Consider the following 17,275-nt stretch of genomic DNA (forward strand, 5'->3'; position numbering starts at 1 on the left):
CGGTGGGGGGTGGAGTTCTCCCGAGGGGACACGCCCATGCCGCCACGGTTGTCAGGCAACGGTGGCGGCATGGGCCGCAGTGGGGATCGCGCTTACGAACCGGCCGAGAACATCTCGGTCATGCCGTCGAGCACGGTGATGTACGCGTAGACGTCCTCGGTGAGGTAGTAGTCGGCGGGCATGACGTAGATGGCCTGGTCTTGCACGGCCGGCACGGTCGAGAGCGCCGCCGAGCTGTTGATCAGCTCCAGCGCAGGCGTCGCCTCTTCGCCCTCCTCGGACACGGCGGCGTCGCGGTCGAGGACGAGGAAGTAGTCGGCGTTGGCCTCGGCGAGCGCCTCGAGCGACACACTGTCGCCGGTGTGCTCGCTGGAGCCCTCGGTGTCGAGCGCCGGGGTCAGCCCGACGAGGTCGAAGAAGATGCTCGCCCCGCGACCGTCGGTCGGGTTGGAGTAGTTGATCTCACCGCCGGAGGTGATGAGCCCCATCACCGTCTCCGACGGGTCGTACGCGGCCGATGCGTCGTCGATGGCGGTCTCGAACTCCTCTATGAGGGCGGCCGCCTCATCCTGCTTGTTGAAGACCTCACCCATGAGGGTCACGCTCTGCACGACGTATTCGTCGGCGGTGAGCTCCTCGGCGGCGTCCATGCTCACGAAGGCGGCGTCGGGTGCGACCTCCTGGACGGCCGGGCCGGTCTCGCCGCCGTAACGGTATCCGTTGATGATCAGGTCCGGATCGGCGGCGACGAACTGCTCGAGGTCGGGCTCGCCGTGGAACCCGGTGTCGAGGATCTCCTCGTCGGTCTTCATCGCGTTCTCGGTGCTCATGAGGGCGCGGGGGGCCACCACGATGGGCAGGTCCCAGGCCTCGGCGATGCCGAAGAAGCGGTTGTCGGTGATGCCGACCGCGTCCGCGCTTTCGATCGTGACGTCGTTGCCGGCCATATCGGTCACCGTGACGGGGTAGTAATCGTCGCTGGACGCGGCGGCCTCGACCGCCTCGGGCTCGGTCGAGCCGGCGCAGCCGGCGAGGAGAAGTGCGGACGCGGCGACGAGGGACAGCGTCGCGGCGGGGCGTGCACGGAACATGTGAGTGCCTCCGGTGAAGTGAAACAGGTCTCCCCCGCACCGATTCGGCGGCGCGAACCGCAGCGGTTGGGGTGGTTAGGTTTGGTAACCCTAAGTAGACCGTAGCAGGACCATCGCGGCTCCATCGACCACTGCGGTGCCACACCCGCCCCGGGCGGGTTAGCCTGCCGCTGTGGACACACGGAGAGGATCCCGCGTCGGCACCCTGACGCGTACGCTGCTCGCCGCGGGGATCGGCATCACCGTGGTCGCGCTCACCGCGACGGTGTCGGCGAGCCTGAGCGACGATATCGAGGGGATGCGCGGCGCCGGCGTGTACATCGTGTCGGGGCTGACCTTCACCGCGGCGGGGCTCGTCGTCGACGCCGTCGCCACGCACGGCGCGATGTTCCTCCGCGCGGTCGTCGAAGCCGGTGCGATCCGTCGCGACCCACCGACCGACGTCGGTCATGTCGAGCAGGAAGCGGGCGAAGAACCCGGTCGGCGGAACCCGCTCTCATCCCCGGAGGCATCGGGATCGATTCTGCTCGGTGGCATCGCGCTGCCGACGCCCCCGGCAGGAGACGAGCGCGCTGCCGACGCGTCGCATTCAGGGGACGACCCGTCCGTCGACGGCGCCGCATCGACCGACGAGGCCGGCCCGTCGGGGGACGACCCAGAGCCCCCGCGCTCCCCCGCCTGACCCGGCTCTCGGGGATCGCTATCGGTCGAGCTCGTCGAGGGCGGTCAATGCTTCTCGCGCGCGTTCGAGGCGCTCGTTCTCGGCCGCCTCCCACCACCGCGGGCCGCGTTCTCCGAGGCCGTGTTTGGCGAGGTCCACCCGCCGTCGCGCAACGGCGAGCGCGGCGGTGTCGCCCGATCGCTTGGCGATGCGCACTCCTGACCGCCCGCGGCCCAGGTGCGAGGTGAGGGCTCGGACGACATCGTCGGGCAGCGAGGGGTCCGTGCGCCGCCATCGCCGTCCGGCCATGACGACCCACCGTGCGTCGTCGACCGCGTCACCCCGATCCGCGTCACCGCGACGGGACCCCTCGCGACGGGCGTCGTCGACACTCACGGACGTCAGCGGGTCACACGCGCGAGCGGTCCGCCGTCGAGGTTGTCGCGGAGTTCACGCAGCGAGTCGTACACGCGGAAGGCGCCCGCGTTACGCAGCTCCTCCTCCGAAAAACCCCCGGTGCGCACCGCGATGGTCGGCACGTCGAGCTTGCCCGCGGCGACCGCGTCCCACACCGAGTCTCCGATCATCACCCCGGACGACCCGTCGACCTTCTCGAGCGCGACACCGACGAGGTCGGGGTCGGGCTTGGTCGCGTCGACGTCGTCGGCGGTGGTCCACGCGTCGGCGACGTCTCGTCCGCCGATGAGGTCGAGGAAGTGCTCGACGTGCGCCTTCTGCCCGGAGCTGGCCAGCACAAGACGAAAGCCTCGGGAGGCGACGTCCTCGATCAGGTCTCGGGCACCGTCGAAGGGCTGGATCTCCTCCAGCATGGGTTCGAACTCCTCGGTCCATGCCGCCCGCAGCGCATCGCCTTGCTCCGCCTCGACGTCTTCACCGGCGATCGCGGTGACGAGGTGGTCTCCCCCCATCCCCAGCGCACGGTGGATGCGCCACACCGCCGGGGTGATGTCGTGGCGTCGGAACGCCCGATACCAGGCCAGGGCGTGCTGGTAGTTGGTGTCGACGAGGGTGCCGTCGACGTCGAAGATCGCGGTGTCGGCCATAGCGGTCCTTTGGGGTTGGATGCGGCGAGTGCGGCCAGCCTGACAGCTCGTCCGGCACCGCCGAGGGGGCTTGCGCCGCGGGCGGGATGCCTCCCCACCCCGTTCTTGCACTCAGTTGCGTAAATACTGCGCATTCCTTTGGAAACAGCTGCGAAACATGGGCTCCCTAGCTTCGGGAATCGCGGCCGATCGGCCGCTCCCCCGCACAACTGGAGAGTGTCAATGAACGAGCCCCAACGCCGGAAGAAACACGTGCGCCTGTTCGGCGCATCGGCGATCGCCGCAGTGGTCACCGCAGGATGCGTCGCACCGGCCCTCGGTGCCAGCGCGGTGACGACCGTCACCACCGCCAACGAAGCCGAATGGCAGGTGCACGACGCGGCACCCCCGGGGCTCGACACGGGCAGCCTCCGCGCGGTCAGCGACTCCGAGGTCGACGGATTCGGCAACATCTTCGTCCAGGTGTCCACCTCCCCGGAGCCGCGCTTCAACGGCGAGATGATGCGCGGGTTCGGTCTCACGTTCGACGGTACGAGCGAGTACGAGACCACCGCGTCGGTCGCTCTGGGCGGCGTCGCCATCACGCGTGACATCTCCGTCGACGTCGCCGACAGCACGGCGCGCTATTTCGACACGTTCACGAACACCACCGATGCCCCGATCACGGTCGATGTCAGCTTCGGCGGCGCCCTCGGCTACGGCACCGAGGAAGAGCAGAGCCTCATCCGCCTCACCTCCTCCGGTGACGCCGCGGTCACACCTGAAGACTCGTGGACGCTGTCCGCGACAACCGAGACCGATGTGCGCCCGATCGGCGTCGCCCTCGGCTCTCCGGCGCCTTTCGACGGCGCCATGGTCGGAACCGGAAACCAGGAGCGTGACCCGTTCGAGACGCCGATGGCCACGACAGGGCACGAGGCCAATTACAACGGGTACATCAACACGCTGACGATCGCCCCCGGTGAAACGCAGTCGTTGGCGCGATTCATCGCCGTGGGCGACGACGCGGAAGGCTCGCAGGATTCGCTCAGCGCGACCCTCGCCGAGCTCGCCGCGTCGCCGGATCTCGAAGGCCTGACCGCCGACGAGATCTGCTCGATCACCAACTGGGATCTCACCACGATCGACGGCGCTCCCGAGTGCGCGGAGCCGGTCACGCTGCCGATCCCGGCAACGCCCGCGTCGACGGCGCCGACCACGAGCTCGTCGTACGACGTGGTCAACAAGACCATCGCCGAACTGCAGGCCGACATGGAGTCGGGTGCGGTGACGTCGGAGCAGATCGTGCAGGCGTACCTGGACCGCATCCGCGTGTACGACGCGGGGCAGTTCGGCTACAACTCGTACATCACCGTCGCCGACGACGCGCTCGAGCAGGCGCGCGCGGCCGATGCGCTGCGCGCGGAGGGCGCCACCGGTGAGCTGTTGGGCATTCCGATCGCCGTGAAGGACCTCTTCGACACGTACGACATGCCCACCACCGGCGGAACGCTGGCGCTCGAGGGCTACCAGCCCGACCACGACGCAACCCAGGTCGCACTGTTGCGCGAGGCGGGCGCGATCATCATCGGAAAGGCCAATCTGTCCGAGTTCGCCTCCTCCGGCAGCCGGAGCGAGAGCGGCTGGGGTCAGGTGTGGAACGCCCTGTACCCGTCCAAGACCTCCTTCGGATCGTCGGGCGGTTCTGCGGTGTCGGTCGCGGCGAGCCTCGCCGCCGGCTCCCTCGGCACCCAGACCGGCGTCTCGCTCTATGCGCCGACCGTGGGATCGAGCCTGACGACTTTCCGTGGCACCGACGGCATGGCGAGCGTCGCCGGGGTCATCCCGTTGTCGTGGGGCCAGGACTACGCCGGCCCGATCGCGCGCACCGTGACCGACCTCGCGTACCTGCTGAACGCCACGACAGGGACCGACCCGATGGACGAGCTCACGGCCGAGGCCGACGAACACCGTCCCGAGGACTGGACGGCTTCGCTGTCGGCCGACGCCCTGCAGGGCGCGCGTATCGGCTACCTGCCGGACTCGTTCGTCTCGTCGTACTCCGATGACGACACCGGCGCCGCGGTGATGGCGCAGTTCTCGCAGCTCGAGGCCGCCGGTGCGACCATGGTCGAAATGGGCGAGGCACCGAGCCGTCCGGACTCGGTCGGCGGCAGCCGCACGGCAGAGGGCTGGGCGCGCTACATCGAAGAGCAGAACGGCCTGTTCCCGTTCGCCGACGGCAACGAACTGCGCGCCGACCCGCGCGTGCTGCCGTACAACCAGCGCGAGCGTGACGACGAGCGGATGACCGAGGAAGAGGTCGACGCGTGGCTGGCCTACCGTGATGAGTACAAGCAGCGCATCACGGATTGGATGGCCGCGTCGGACGTCGATGTGATCGTGTACGCCGGGTTCCTCAGCGACATGTACAACAACGACGGCAACTCGACTCAGCACAGCGCCGACCGTTCGACGGGTGTGCTGACCTCGAACGCGGGTCTGCCGACCGTCGTCGTTCCGGTCGGGACCAACGGTCACGGCTACTCGATCGCCATGCAGCTGATGGGGACCCCGTGGTCCGACGCCGAGGTGCTGGGCATGGGCTACGCCCTCGAGCAGCAGGCACAGGGTCAGCAGCTCGTGACCACCGCTCCGGCGCTGGCCTACGACGGCTCGCCGCAGCCGACGCCCACGCCGACGCCGACGCCGACCCCGACCCCGACGCCGGACCCCACCCCCACACCGGATCCGACGGAGCCGACCGACCCCGACGAGCCGACCACCGAGCTCGACCTGTCGCTGTCGGCGAGCTCCGTTCAGGCCGGCGGAGAGATCACCGTCGAGGCGACCGGCCTCGAGGCGGGCGAGTCGGTGGAGATCTGGTTGCACTCCGACCCGATTCAGCTGACCGCGGCGGTGGCCGATGGCGCGTCGCTCAGCGTCACGGTGACGATTCCGTCCGACACCGAACCGGGTTCGCACGAGATCGAGGTGCGCACGAGTGACGCGAGCGTGTTCGCCGACCTCGAGGTGACGGCCACGGGCTCGGCCGCGGGCCTGGCGAACACCGGCTACGACGGTGCGTGGCTGATCCCGATCGCCGCCGGACTGCTCGGGACGGGTGGCCTGGTGCTGCTCATCGCGCGCCGAGCACGTCGCGCCTGACGCATCGCACACGAGAGGGCCCGGGGCTTCGACCTCGGGCCCTTTCGTCGTCCCGATCCTTCTGCCCTCTTTCCGCCGACCCCGAGCGGGACTACGGTGCGAGCCATGATGACCGATCAGCGCACGCTCGACTGGATGCTCGATTCCGATCCGGCGTTGCGCTGGCAGGTCGAGCGCGACGTCGCGCACGCACCGCCGGAGACGTGGCGGGCGACGCGGGCGCGGGTGCCCGACGAGGGATGGGGTGCACTGCTGCTGTCGAAGCAGGATGCCGACGGGCAGTGGGCAGGCGGGTCGTACTTCCCGAAGGGGTACTTCGACAGCGCCGAGCGTGACGAGCCGGGACAGCCGTATGTGGCGACGACATGGGCGCTGAAGGACCTGCGCGAGTTCGGCGTTCCCGCGAAACGCCTGGGCGACACCCCCGAGCTGATCCGGCGGAACAGCCGCTGGGACTACGACGATCTCCCGTACTGGGGCGGTGAGGTCGATGTGTGCATCAACGGGTTCACGTTGGCTTCCGGCGCGTGGCTGGATGTCGATATGACGGGCCTGGCGAGGTGGTTTCGCGATCACCGGCTCGGCGACGGCGGGTGGAACTGCGAGGCGGAGGAGGGAGACTCGACCCGGTCGTCGTTCCACTCGACACTCAACGCCCTCGTCGGCATCCTCGAGTATCAGCGCCTGACCGGTGACGTGTCTCTGGACGACGCGCGCCACGGCGGCGAGGAGTATCTGCTCTCGCGGCGCCTCCTGTTCCGCGCGTCGACAGGTGAGGTCGTCGGCGATTTCGCTACCCGGATGGTCTACCCGAACCGTTGGCACTACACCGTGCTTGCGGCGCTGGACCACTTCCGCAGCGCGGCGCTGCACGATGGCACGCCACCTGACCCACGCCTGTCCGACGCGGTCGAGGTCGTGCGCGCCGCGCGCCAGCCCGACGGTACGTGGCGGCAGGGCACCCCACTGGCCGGGCGCACGTGGGTCGACCTCGACGTCTCCGAGGGCGAACCCTCTCGCTGGCTCACCCTCATCGGTACGCGGGTGCTGGAATGGTGGGACGCGGGGTAGGCCTCATCGAGCGCCGAGCGGCCGGGAAACAACGGCGAAACGGTCGCGCAGTAGCGTCGCGCTCATGCTGCGGCTCATCCACGACACCGACACCGCCCAGGACGACGCGTTCGCTCTCCTGATCGGATTGCGTCACCCGAACGCCACCGTCGAGGCGGTCACGATCAACTACGGCAACGTCGACTTCGATCAGATGGTCGAGAACGCGCTGTACACGATCGAGGTGGCGGATCTCGATCACCATGTCCCGGTGTACGAAGGCTGCCGACTGCCGATGATCGCGCCGTTCGACGACTCCTCGTACGTCCATGGCGTGGACGGGTTCGGCGGCGCCGGCTTCCCGAAGGCCACTCAGCGCCCCGAGGCGGAGAACGCCGTCACGGCGCTCCTCCGGATGATCAACGACAACCCCGGTGAGCTGACCATCATCGCCCAAGCCCCGCTGACGAACCTCGCGTGTGCGGTGGTCGCCGACCGGTCGATCGCCGGGAAGGTGAAGCACCTCTACATCATGGGCGGCACGAACAACGGCCTCGGGAACATCACCGCCGCGGCGGAGGCGAACTTCTGGCACGATCCGGAAGCGGCGAAGATCGTTCTCGCGGCGGGCTTCCCGGTGACGCTGGTGACATGGGATCTCGTCATGGCGCAGGGGCGCCTCAGCCCCGAGCAGCTCCGCATCATCGACGAGCTCGACACGCCTCAGTCCCGATTCTTCGCGAAGGCGAACCGCGCGAGCGTCGAGTACGTCGAGAAGACCCACGGCGTCCGCGGCAGCACGCATCCGGATTCGATTGCGGCGGCGATCGCCGTCGAGCCGGCCATCGTCACGCGTGCGACCGACTACTTCGTCGACGTCGAGACCACGCCCGGTCTCACGCAGGGCTACCTGATGGTCGATGCCGTCCGCCGGTCGGGGCGTGAACCGAATGCACGGGTGATCGAGGAGATCGATCAGGACCTGTTCTTCGCCACCATGATGCGGGCCCTGTCGTGACCATAGGGGTGCGCCCGCGGGAGGACGTGTCCCACCGCGGGCGCACCCGTTCGCGCGAGAAGCGCTGCTGTCCGGTTCAGACCGAGGCGGTCTGCGGCGTCCAGGCCGACACGCGGTTGAGTTCGTCGACCTCGTCGGCGGTGAGGTCGAGTCGGGTGCTGGCGAGCAGATCGACGACCTGCTCGGTGCGTGAAGCGCTCGCGATCGGCGCCGCGACGGTCGGCTGGGCGCGCAGCCACGCGAGGGCAGTGGTGGTGATCGAGGCATCGTGTGCGGCACCGATGCGCTCGAGCGCGTCGATGATCTGGATGCCTTGCGGCGTCGCGTACTTCGCGGCACCTTCGGCGCGCGGCGAACCGTCGCCGGCGTCTTGCACCGAGCGGTACTTGCCGGTGAGGAACCCGCTCGCGAGCGCGTAGTAGGGCACGAGGCTCATGCCGAACTCTTCCGCGATGGGCAGGATGTTCTCTTCGACGTCGTTGCGGTGCACGAGGTTGTAGTGCGGCTGGATGGCCACGGGCCGGGGGACGCCCTGCTCGTCGGCGATGCGCACCCACTCGCGGATGCGGTCGGCGGTGTAGTTCGACACGGCGACGTGACGCACGAGGCCGTCGCGCTGCAACGCGGCGTAGGCGGCGACGGTCTCTTCGAGAGGCGTCTCGGCGTCGTCGAAGTGCGCCCAGTACAGGTCGATGGTCTCGACACCGAGCCGCTGCAGTGACGCCTCCGCGGCGGCTCGGACGGTGCCGGCGGCGAGGCCCTTGAACTCGGGATGCGCGCCGCCCTTGGTCGCGATCGTGACGTTGTCGGGGCTGCGCTGGGCGAGCCACTCGCCGATGAGCGTCTCGCTCTCACCGCCGGAGTTGCCGGGCACCCACGCACTGTAGACGTCGGCGGTGTCGATGAAGTCGCCGCCGCCGGCGACGAACGAGTCGAGGATGCGGAAGGACGCGTCGCGGTCGGCGGTCCAGCCGAACACGTTGCCGCCGAGGCTGAGGGGAAGGACGTCGAGGTCGCTGTTTCCGATCTGGGTCATGTCCGGGTCAACGACGCCCGGGACACGGTATTCCATCCGCCGGGGACCACCGGACGCGAGTGGTCACTTCCCGCCGCGGGAGATCCGACTGTTGACGACCATGATGACGATCGCCGCCGGAAGCAGGAGCGCGACGATGAGCAGCCCGGCGAGCCATCCGAGCCCCGGACCTTCCCAGGTCGCCGACCGGGTGATCGCCCACATGACGACTCCGAGCAGCACCAGCACGATGCCGATCCCGCGCAGCACCGCCATCCAGGCCTTCTCCCCCTCGGGTTGTTTCGACCACGGGATCACCGTGCCGGGGTGCGCGCGTGCGTAGGCGATCACGCCGCCGGCGTAGCAGCCCGCGCCGATGACGGCGACGATGATCCAGAGCGTTTCCATCCCGCCAGCATCCCGCCCCCGGAACCCCCCGCGCAACCGAGCGGTCACTCCCCCGACGCGGTGGCGAACCCCTTCACGCGTGCAACGAAGCGCTCGGGTTCGACCAGATGCGGGTAGTGGGTCTTCTCCCACACCTCGTAGGTGAGGCTCGGGACGCGTCCGCGCAGCCATTCGACGTACTCGGCCCCCGGGTCGAGGCCCGCGATCACCAGGTAGGGAACGTCGTCGGGAATCGCGACGGTCTCATCGACGGTCTTCGCGAGCTCTTCGGGCGTCTGCTTGAGCATCGGCGCCCAGACGCCGAGCACCACTTCGCGGCGGGGTCGGCGCAGCTTCTTGAGCCGCGTGTTCTGCTCGGCGGGCAGCACGCCTCTCATCGATCGGAACACCTGGCCGACGAGCACCGGGAACAGCGGGCTCTTCAGCAGGGGCTCCATCTTCTTGACCTGGGCCTGCATGTCGCCGAGTGCGAGGGCCTGGTCGACGTTGATCACCGCCCTCACGGGGTAGCGCGAGCCGTAGGCGGTGGCGATGATGCCACCCATGGAGTGCCCGACGATGATCGGCACGGCGCCGGGGCGAACCGCCTCGACGGTGGCGTGCACATCGGCGGCGAGGGTGAGCGGGTCGAAGGGTTCCTCCACCGGCGATTCCCCGTGTCCGCGCACATCGACGCGGAGGACTTCGAAGTCGGGGGTGAGATCGATCGGGTCCCATGCGGCACGGTTCTCGGTGATGCCGTGGATGAGCACGAGCAGCGGGCCGGATCCGGAGATGTCGTGGGCGAGGACGAGCGGTGCGGCAGTGTCGGGTGTGCCTGTCATGACCCAAATGTAGGGGCAGGCGTGTCAACGCGTCGCGCGACGCTCGTGCCCCTGCGAGAATCGCGGGATGAGTCTGATGGTGAATGTCGTCAACGTGTTCGTCGATGACAGCGGCGATCACGGCAATCCACTCGGAATCGTGTGGGCGTCACCGCAGACGAAGAAGCGCGAACAGGACATCGCGACCGACCTCGGCTTCAGCGAGACGATCTTCATCGACGCCGTCCAGGGGAGCACGGCGAAGGCGCGAATCTTCACCCCGTCCCAGCAGTTGAGGTTCGCCGGGCACCCCATCGTGGGGCTCGCGTCATGGTTGCAGTCCACCGGTGAAGACCTCAAGGAGATCGATGTGCCGGCCGGCAGCGCGCGCCTTCGTTTCGACGGCGACCGCGTGTTCGTCAACGCCCTGCCGCAGTGGTGCCCGGAGTTCACCCTCTACCGGCTTGACGCCCCCGAAGAGGTCGATGCGGTCGATCCCGACGCGTATTCCTTCGGCGCGAACTACGTGTGGGCGTGGATCGACAAGGAGGCCGGACGGGTGCGGTCGCGCATGTTCGCCCCCGACCTCGGCATCCGCGAAGACGAGGCCACCGGCTCCGCCGCGGTGCGCCTCACCGCGGAACTCGGCCGCGATCTCGACATCACGCAGGGCCACGGCTCGCGCCTGTACACCCACGCCCGCTACCTCGGCCAGCAGGTCGAGGTGGGCGGACGGGTGTCCGACGCGCGCCTCATCGAGCTGACCTGACGCGGTGAGCTCGACGGCCGGCACCTTCTACGACCACACCCTCCGCATGGAGGCGTCGGGGTGGCGCATGTGGGGCGACGGGGATGCGTCAGGCGGCCATGCGCCCGGCCCGCTCGTGTACACCCCCACGCGCGGGGCCGGCCGGGCCGCAGATCACGATTGGCGCGAGCTGGACCCCATGCCGACACGGTCTTTGTCGATGTGGAGGTTTTCGCTGTCACTTTCGCTCGGACCGTAGCCGTCGCGGTAGTCCAGCGAGAGCAGCTCATGACGCTGGAAGACCGGTCGACCGTCTGCTCGCCGCGTGAGGGTCCATCGGTGACGGAGGTCGGCGATGAGATGCTCGCCGTGTCCGTCCGAGCGGCGCCGCCAGGTATCCCAGATCATCCGCGTCGTGAGCACGAGTGGGTCTCCCTCGTGCTCGATGACGTGGTCGTAGTAGAAGTGCAACTCGTCGTAGAACTGCTCTTTCGTCTCGTCGTGCTCTCTGAGCCCTGCGATCCCCACCATCTCGATGTCTTCGAAGGCGATCACGAAATCGTCCCCGATCGTGTGCGAGAACACCGCCTCTGGCGAGGCATGCAGGTCAAAGAGCACACCCCATTTCTTGATGAGCTCGACTGCTTCGTAGCGACTGACCGGAACCACAGTGCCTCCTCGGGACGGGGGTACCACCGACGCTAGCGGATGCGGGTCGGCCGACGCAGGCACGGGTCGGGTCACGTGGTCCGGCGCGGCGTCGAGTGCCGCGTCGCCGCTATGCTCCGGGCATGCGGATCGTCGTCTCGGGAACCCACGCGATCGGCAAGAGCACGCTCATCGGCGACTTCGCCGCGGCACATCGCGAGTACGAGGTGCTCCCCGACCCGTTCGAACTCATCGATGCGGCCGCCGACGAACCCGACGCATCGACGTACCTCGCGCAGCTCCGTATCGCCGCGGACCGCCTCCTCGACCTCTCCCCCGGTGACGATGTCATCGCCGAACGCGGACCTCTCGACTTCCTCGCGTACCTCGTCGCCCTGGACGACCTCGGCCGAATCGACCTCGACGCAGACGTCCTCTCCCGGGCCACCGCACTGACCGAGGAGGCCATGACCCACGTGGACCTCCTCGTGCTGCTCCCGATCACCGCGAACGACGGCATCCGGGCTCCCGAAGATGAGGATCCCGGGTTCCGGCAGGCGATGAACGACGCGCTGTCGGACCTCGTCGACGACGCGGAGCTCCTGGGAAGCGCGAGGGTCGCGGAGATCACCGGGCAACCTCCGCAACGCCTCCACCGGCTCCGCGTCGAGATCGGCCAGGGTGACCGGTCGGAGCGGTCGTCGAAGACGCTAGCCTGCCCAATGTGCGGCGACCGCTTGTCGTTCGAGATTCTCGATGACGAGAAGTTCCTTGTCGCCTGGTCCTGCGTGATCTGCGGACTCGTCCGTACGACGGAGCCAGCGTGACTCACGCTCGCGACCCCTCTGAAGCGGGTGACAATGGGGTATGGCCAGGATCATCGCGATTCACGGGGACATCACCGAGCAGCGCGTCGATGCGATCGTCAACGCGGCCAACCGTGCGATGCGCGGAGGCGGTGGAGTGGATGGTGCGATTCACCGCGCCGGCGGGCCCGCGATCCTCGATGACTGCATTACGAGGTTTCCGCACGGGCTCGACACCGCAGACGCCGGATGGACCACCGCCGGTGACCTCCCGTCGCGGTGGGTGATCCACACGGTGGGGCCGAATCACGCCGCCGGCGAGCGCGACCGCCGGCTTCTCGTGTCGTGCTATCGCCGGTCGCTTGTTGTCGCAGACGAACTCGGTGCGTCGCGCATCGCCTTCCCGCTCATCAGCGCCGGAATCTATGCCTGGCCGCTCGACGACGCCATCGACGCGGCAGTTGCGACCCTCGCGAACGCGAGCACGAACGTCGACGAGATTCGACTGGTGTCTTTCACCGAGCGGACGCACGCGCTGGTCGCGGCGCGTGTCGAGCGCGAGTTGTAGCCGCGCCGGTACTGTTCGTCCCCTCAGCGGTGCGATTACTTCACACGCTCCTCGGCCCACCGACGAGCCGCGTGTGCCCGCGACCGAGAGATACGAACCGGTCACCGCGCCCGCGGGACGCTGCCGTCGATGTCGATCAGAACCTTGCCGACCGCGCCCTGTTCGACCGCGTCGTGGGCCGCCGCGGTGTCCTCCAGCGAGAACCACGTCAACGGCAGTCCCGCGGCTTCTCCGACGGGAAGCACACCGTCGCGCAGGGCCGCCGTGATGTCTTCGGCCGCGGCGAGAAGCGCCGGCTCGCCGACGGTGTAGAGAAGGAGCCCTTGAATGCGGATGTTCTTCGCGAAGGTCGGCCGCACCGGGATCGTCGCCGATGCTCCACCGTTGTCGGCATAGAACGCTATCGACCCGTGGTTCGCGATGACCCGGCCGTCGAGGTCGGCGTTGTCGGCGATCGACACCTCCACGATGTGATCGACGCCAGCGGGCGCGATCCGCTCGATCTGTTCGGCGGCATCCGCGTCCCGGTAGTTCACGAGGTGGTGCGCACCCGCGGCCCGAGCGAGCGCCGCCTTCTCCTCACCGGAGACCGTTGCGATCACCGTGGCACCCGCCCACACAGCGAGCTGGATCGCCGCATGACCCACAGCCCCGGCGCCCCCGGCGACCAGCACGACACGTCCTACGAGCGCGCCGGGCGAAAGCCGCGACGGTCCGGCTTCATGCACCGTCAACGCGCGGTGCGCCGTCATCGCCGGCACCCCGAGGCTCGCGGCCACATCGAACCCGACGCCCTCCGGCAGCTTCACCGCGCGGGTCGCGGGCACCACCGTGTACTCCTGCGCGGTGCCGGTGGGGCGCTCGTGCTGCGCGAGATAGATCCACACCCGATCTCCCACCGCGAGGCCGGTGACATCCGCACCCACCGCGTCGACGATGCCCGCCCCGTCCTGATTCGGCACGACCTCGTCGAACCCGAGCGGCGCGTCCGTGCGCGCACGGGCTTTCCAGTCAGTCGGATTCACTCCCGAGACGGTCACCCTCACTCGCACGTCACCCGGCCCCGGCGACACGGGCTCTCGCTCGGCGAGGGAGAAGACGTGGGAAGGTCCGGTGTGGGAGTAGACGATCGAGCGCATACGAATCCGAACGGCTGGACACCCGTCGGCATTCCGCGGGCGGTCACTCACTCGGGGGCCGGCGCAGCCGCTTCACGTCGGTGCGCCGCTTCTTCGCCGACAGACGCCGCTCCTGCGACCCCCGACTCGGCTTCGTCTTGCGCCGCGTCGGCGCGGGCGGTCGCAGCGCATCGGCGACGAGGGCGGCGAGCCGGGCAAGGGCGGCCTCCCGATTGCGCAGCTGCGCACGATGCTCGGATGCGGCGATCGTCAGCACACCGCCGACCAGCCGAGAGCCGAGCCGCTGTTCGATCAGCGCGCGCTGCGCATCCGTGACCGCAGCAGATGACGAGACATCCCACCCGAGCTCGACGCGGGAGTCCGTCGTATTGACGCCCTGCCCGCCCGGACCCGACGAACGCGAGAACCGCCACATCAGCTCCGCCTCCGGGATCGTGAGCCGACCGTTGACCCGCAGGCCCGGACGCTCGGTAGAAGGCATGGCTCCATCATGACTGTTTCCCCGTCGGATCCGGCTGCCGGGGGTGATGTCGGGGGTGGGTGGGAGGATGTGGTCATGTCCGGAGGAGCTGTTGTTCACGCTGATGTCGCCGCGGCGCGACTGTCGGTGGTGACGGCGGATCTGGTGGAGATCCGGCGGGCGAAAGCGGAGTTGGATGCGCGGGAAGCGCACGCTCTCGCGGAAGCGGCGCGGGTCGCGGATGAGTGGGCCATCGCGGAGGGCACCCGGTCCGAGGCCGACCTGGCCCGGCGGGCGGTCGCGGCGGAACTGGCCGCGGCGCTGCGGGTGTCGGACCGGACGGTGCAACGACAGATGGCCGACGCGGAACGGATGATCGAGGCCTTCCCCGACACGGTCGCGTCCCTGACCGCGGGGAAGATCTCGATCGCGCATGCCCGGGTCATCGTCGATGCCGGTGCCCGGATCACCCGCCCCGAACTGCGGGCGGAGTACGAAGACAGCGTGCTGCCCTACGCCGAAGCGGAATCCGCGTCACGGCTGCGGCCGGTCGCGAAACGTCGCGCGGAATGGTTCCTCGACGAAACCATCCAGGAACGCCACACCGCCGCGAACACCCTCCGACACGTGCGGGTCACCGACCTCGACGACGGCATGGCCGAACTGGCCGTCACCGGATCCGCCGTCCTCATCCACGGCATCCACAACCGCCTCACCCAGATGGCACACGAGGTCACCGACGCCGACACCGCCACCATCCAACACGCCCGCGACACCCTCACCACCACCCGCAAGGCCACGACCCGCGACACCGGACCGGGCGAGCCAACCAGCGGGTGCGGCACGGCGGTGGAACAGGCCGAAGCGCACCTGGAAGAACTCCTCAGCAATCGGCGCACGATCGACGCGATCCGCGCCGACCTGCTCGCCGACATGCTCCTCACCGCAGACCCCACCGCCCACACCGGCACCACCGCAACCGGACTGGCCGCGATCCACGCCACCGTCCAGGTCACCGTTCCCGTCCTCAGCCTCCTCGGCACCCCCGTCGAAGACCCCTTCGACGCCACCACCCTCACCGGACACGGCCCCATCCACCCCGACACCGCCCGCACCCTCGCCGGCCACGCCCCCGGATGGGACCGCATCCTCACCCACCCGATCACCGGCGACGTCCTCACCGTCGACCGCTACCAACCCTCAAACGAGATGCGCCGCACCCTCCGAATCCGCGACCAACACTGCCGATTCCCCGCATGCCGACAACCCGCCACCCGCACCGACCTCGACCACACCATCGACTGGCAACACGGCGGCACCACCACCACCACAAACCTCGCGCACCTCTGCCGACGCCACCACACCCTCAAACACCACACCCCCTGGACAGTGACCCAGAAACCCGGCGGCACCCTCGAATGGACCAGCCCCACCGGACGCCACTACACCGACCACCCCACCTCACGCATCCACTTCACCACCGACCCCGAAACCGACACCCCCACCCACACCCCCGCACCCTTCTGACAACCCGGGAAGCTCCGACGGGAGAAGTGTGTCGAGCGCCGGACGCTCAAGGCCAGAGGGCCGGGGCGCCGACACCCATCGCCACCACCCCGGCACAGCACTTAGACAGGTGCGATTACGCCGACGTGTCGAGCCCCACAGCCGCCGAGCACCGCGCGAGCTGATCCGTCGTCAACTCCAGATCGGCGGCCTTCGCCGAGTCGCTGATCGACTCCGGCCGACGCGCACCGGGAATCGGGATCACGTGCTCGCCCAGCGACAGCTCCCACGCGAGCACGACCTGCTGCGGACTCACGCCGTGACCGCGTGCGATGTCGGCGAAGGCGGAGTAGCGCTCCCCCACATCCCGTGCGCCACCGCCGGTACCGCCGAGCGGGCTCCACGGCAGGAACGCGATGCCGTGCTCGCCACAGAAGGCAAGCTCGTCGAAACTGCCCGGGTGCTTCGGAGAGAACTCGTTCTGCACGCTCACCAGCCCGCCGTCGCCGAGCACCTGCTGGGCGATCTCGATCTCTTCGACACTCGCGTTCGAGATACCGACGGCACGCACCTTGCCCTCGTCCTGGAGGGTCTTGAGATTCTGCATGATCTCGCCGTAGACCATCCACCGGTCGGGCCGGTGGTACTGGTACAGGTCGATGGCCTCGACGTCGAGGTTGCGAAGGGAGTTCTCCACCGCCGAACGCAGGTAGGCAAGTGACCCGTCGCGCCCCTTGGAGCCATCCTCCTGACGCGTGATGCCGCCCTTGGTGGCCACGGTGATCTGGTCGGTGTCGCCGCCCCACGTCTTCAGGGCGTCGCGCACGATCCTCTCGTTGTGCCCCATCTCCTCGTGGTCGGGCGCATAGATGTCGGCCGTGTCGATGAGCGTCACGCCGGCGTCGAGGGCCGCGTGCACCATGGCGATCGCCTGATCGCGTTCCGGGAACACGCCGTCGCGGTTCATCGACACCGGCATCGCGCCGAGTCCGATCGCCGATACCGTGTAGGGCCCGAGTGTGCGGTACTTCATGGAGTCTCCTTCGCCTCGCGGATGCTCAGTCCAGCCTGGCAGGATCCGCTGCTGCCCGTGCGGGGTTGACGCCCGCCGACACTCGTGTCCGTGCGACCCGATACCGTGTG

At 68.8% G+C, this 17,275-nt stretch carries 18 protein-coding genes; 8 read left to right on the forward strand and 10 right to left on the reverse strand.

What is annotated here, in order from left to right; all coding sequences use genetic code 11:
- Nucleotides 1-92 precede the first annotated feature (92 nt).
- Nucleotides 93-1,091, reverse strand: a complete 999-nt coding sequence (locus RZO50_RS10960; protein ID WP_322599767.1) for an ABC transporter substrate-binding protein — start codon at nucleotides 1,089-1,091, stop codon at nucleotides 93-95.
- A 172-nt stretch (nucleotides 1,092-1,263) separates the two neighbouring features.
- Between RZO50_RS10960 and RZO50_RS10965 the strand changes: the two genes are divergently transcribed.
- Nucleotides 1,264-1,773: a P-loop NTPase family protein gene (locus tag RZO50_RS10965; RefSeq protein WP_322599768.1), complete on the forward strand. Its 510-nt coding sequence runs from the start codon at nucleotides 1,264-1,266 to the stop codon at nucleotides 1,771-1,773.
- Nucleotides 1,774-1,791: 18 nt separating this feature from the next.
- On the opposite strand, the gene RZO50_RS10970 is transcribed toward RZO50_RS10965, so the two are convergent.
- Nucleotides 1,792-2,061: a biopolymer transporter Tol gene (locus RZO50_RS10970; protein WP_322600024.1), complete on the reverse strand. Its 270-nt coding sequence runs from the start codon at nucleotides 2,059-2,061 to the stop codon at nucleotides 1,792-1,794.
- 92 nt (nucleotides 2,062-2,153) lie between these two features.
- Nucleotides 2,154-2,816 carry an HAD family hydrolase gene (locus RZO50_RS10975; protein WP_322599769.1) on the reverse strand — a complete coding sequence of 221 codons (663 nt, stop codon included), beginning with the start codon at nucleotides 2,814-2,816 and terminating at the stop codon, nucleotides 2,154-2,156.
- Between the two features lie 222 nt (nucleotides 2,817-3,038).
- On the opposite strand from RZO50_RS10975, the gene RZO50_RS10980 reads away from it, so the two are divergent.
- The 3 genes from RZO50_RS10980 to RZO50_RS10990 all read left to right on the forward strand — a co-directional run bounded on the left by RZO50_RS10980 (nucleotide 3,039) and on the right by RZO50_RS10990 (nucleotide 8,031).
- Nucleotides 3,039-5,963: an amidase gene (locus tag RZO50_RS10980; RefSeq protein ID WP_322599770.1), complete on the forward strand. Its 2,925-nt coding sequence runs from the start codon at nucleotides 3,039-3,041 to the stop codon at nucleotides 5,961-5,963.
- Nucleotides 5,964-6,068: 105 nt separating this feature from the next.
- A complete protein-coding gene (locus RZO50_RS10985) occupies nucleotides 6,069-7,034 on the forward strand; it encodes a squalene cyclase (RefSeq protein ID WP_322599771.1) in 966 nt (321 codons plus the stop codon).
- A 64-nt stretch (nucleotides 7,035-7,098) separates the two neighbouring features.
- Nucleotides 7,099-8,031, forward strand: a complete 933-nt coding sequence (locus tag RZO50_RS10990; protein ID WP_322599772.1) for a nucleoside hydrolase — start codon at nucleotides 7,099-7,101, stop codon at nucleotides 8,029-8,031.
- Between the two features lie 76 nt (nucleotides 8,032-8,107).
- On the opposite strand, the gene RZO50_RS10995 is transcribed toward RZO50_RS10990, so the two are convergent.
- From RZO50_RS10995 to RZO50_RS11005, 3 genes are all read right to left on the reverse strand, one after another.
- Nucleotides 8,108-9,067: an aldo/keto reductase gene (locus tag RZO50_RS10995; RefSeq protein ID WP_322599773.1), complete on the reverse strand. Its 960-nt coding sequence runs from the start codon at nucleotides 9,065-9,067 to the stop codon at nucleotides 8,108-8,110.
- 63 nt (nucleotides 9,068-9,130) lie between these two features.
- Nucleotides 9,131-9,454, reverse strand: coding sequence for a hypothetical protein (locus tag RZO50_RS11000; protein WP_322599774.1), 324 nt, complete (start codon nucleotides 9,452-9,454; stop codon nucleotides 9,131-9,133).
- Between the two features lie 44 nt (nucleotides 9,455-9,498).
- Complete coding sequence (locus RZO50_RS11005; protein ID WP_322599775.1) at nucleotides 9,499-10,278, reverse strand: alpha/beta fold hydrolase; 780 nt, start codon at nucleotides 10,276-10,278, stop codon at nucleotides 9,499-9,501.
- 67 nt (nucleotides 10,279-10,345) lie between these two features.
- Between RZO50_RS11005 and RZO50_RS11010 the strand changes: the two genes are divergently transcribed.
- Nucleotides 10,346-11,026 (forward strand): PhzF family phenazine biosynthesis protein, encoded by a 681-nt coding sequence (locus tag RZO50_RS11010; protein WP_322599776.1) that lies wholly within the window; start codon nucleotides 10,346-10,348, stop codon nucleotides 11,024-11,026.
- Between the two features lie 153 nt (nucleotides 11,027-11,179).
- Here RZO50_RS11010 and RZO50_RS11015 read toward each other — a convergent pair whose 3' ends face one another.
- Nucleotides 11,180-11,674 (reverse strand): hypothetical protein, encoded by a 495-nt coding sequence (locus RZO50_RS11015; RefSeq protein WP_322599777.1) that lies wholly within the window; start codon nucleotides 11,672-11,674, stop codon nucleotides 11,180-11,182.
- Between the two features lie 122 nt (nucleotides 11,675-11,796).
- On the opposite strand from RZO50_RS11015, the gene RZO50_RS11020 reads away from it, so the two are divergent.
- Together RZO50_RS11020 and RZO50_RS11025 are read left to right on the forward strand one after the other, a co-directional pair.
- Nucleotides 11,797-12,480 (forward strand): DEAD/DEAH box helicase family protein, encoded by a 684-nt coding sequence (locus tag RZO50_RS11020; protein ID WP_322599778.1) that lies wholly within the window; start codon nucleotides 11,797-11,799, stop codon nucleotides 12,478-12,480.
- Between the two features lie 40 nt (nucleotides 12,481-12,520).
- A complete protein-coding gene (locus RZO50_RS11025) occupies nucleotides 12,521-13,027 on the forward strand; it encodes an O-acetyl-ADP-ribose deacetylase (RefSeq protein WP_322599779.1) in 507 nt (168 codons plus the stop codon).
- Nucleotides 13,028-13,128: 101 nt separating this feature from the next.
- Here RZO50_RS11025 and RZO50_RS11030 read toward each other — a convergent pair whose 3' ends face one another.
- Together RZO50_RS11030 and arfB are read right to left on the reverse strand one after the other, a co-directional pair.
- The gene (locus RZO50_RS11030; protein WP_322599780.1) at nucleotides 13,129-14,166 is read right to left on the reverse strand and encodes an NADPH:quinone reductase; all 1,038 of its coding nucleotides are present in this window, start codon (nucleotides 14,164-14,166) and stop codon (nucleotides 13,129-13,131) included.
- 43 nt (nucleotides 14,167-14,209) lie between these two features.
- Complete coding sequence (gene arfB / locus RZO50_RS11035) at nucleotides 14,210-14,647, reverse strand: alternative ribosome rescue aminoacyl-tRNA hydrolase ArfB (RefSeq protein WP_322599781.1); 438 nt, start codon at nucleotides 14,645-14,647, stop codon at nucleotides 14,210-14,212.
- Between the two features lie 75 nt (nucleotides 14,648-14,722).
- On the opposite strand from arfB, the gene RZO50_RS11040 reads away from it, so the two are divergent.
- Nucleotides 14,723-16,153: an HNH endonuclease gene (locus RZO50_RS11040; protein WP_322599782.1), complete on the forward strand. Its 1,431-nt coding sequence runs from the start codon at nucleotides 14,723-14,725 to the stop codon at nucleotides 16,151-16,153.
- Nucleotides 16,154-16,268: 115 nt separating this feature from the next.
- On the opposite strand, the gene RZO50_RS11045 is transcribed toward RZO50_RS11040, so the two are convergent.
- Nucleotides 16,269-17,165, reverse strand: a complete 897-nt coding sequence (locus tag RZO50_RS11045; RefSeq protein WP_322599783.1) for an aldo/keto reductase — start codon at nucleotides 17,163-17,165, stop codon at nucleotides 16,269-16,271.
- Between the last annotated feature and the right edge of the window lie 110 nt (nucleotides 17,166-17,275).

This window comes from Microbacterium xanthum (genome assembly GCF_034531355.1).
Lineage (GTDB): Bacteria > Actinomycetota > Actinomycetes > Actinomycetales > Microbacteriaceae > Microbacterium > Microbacterium xanthum.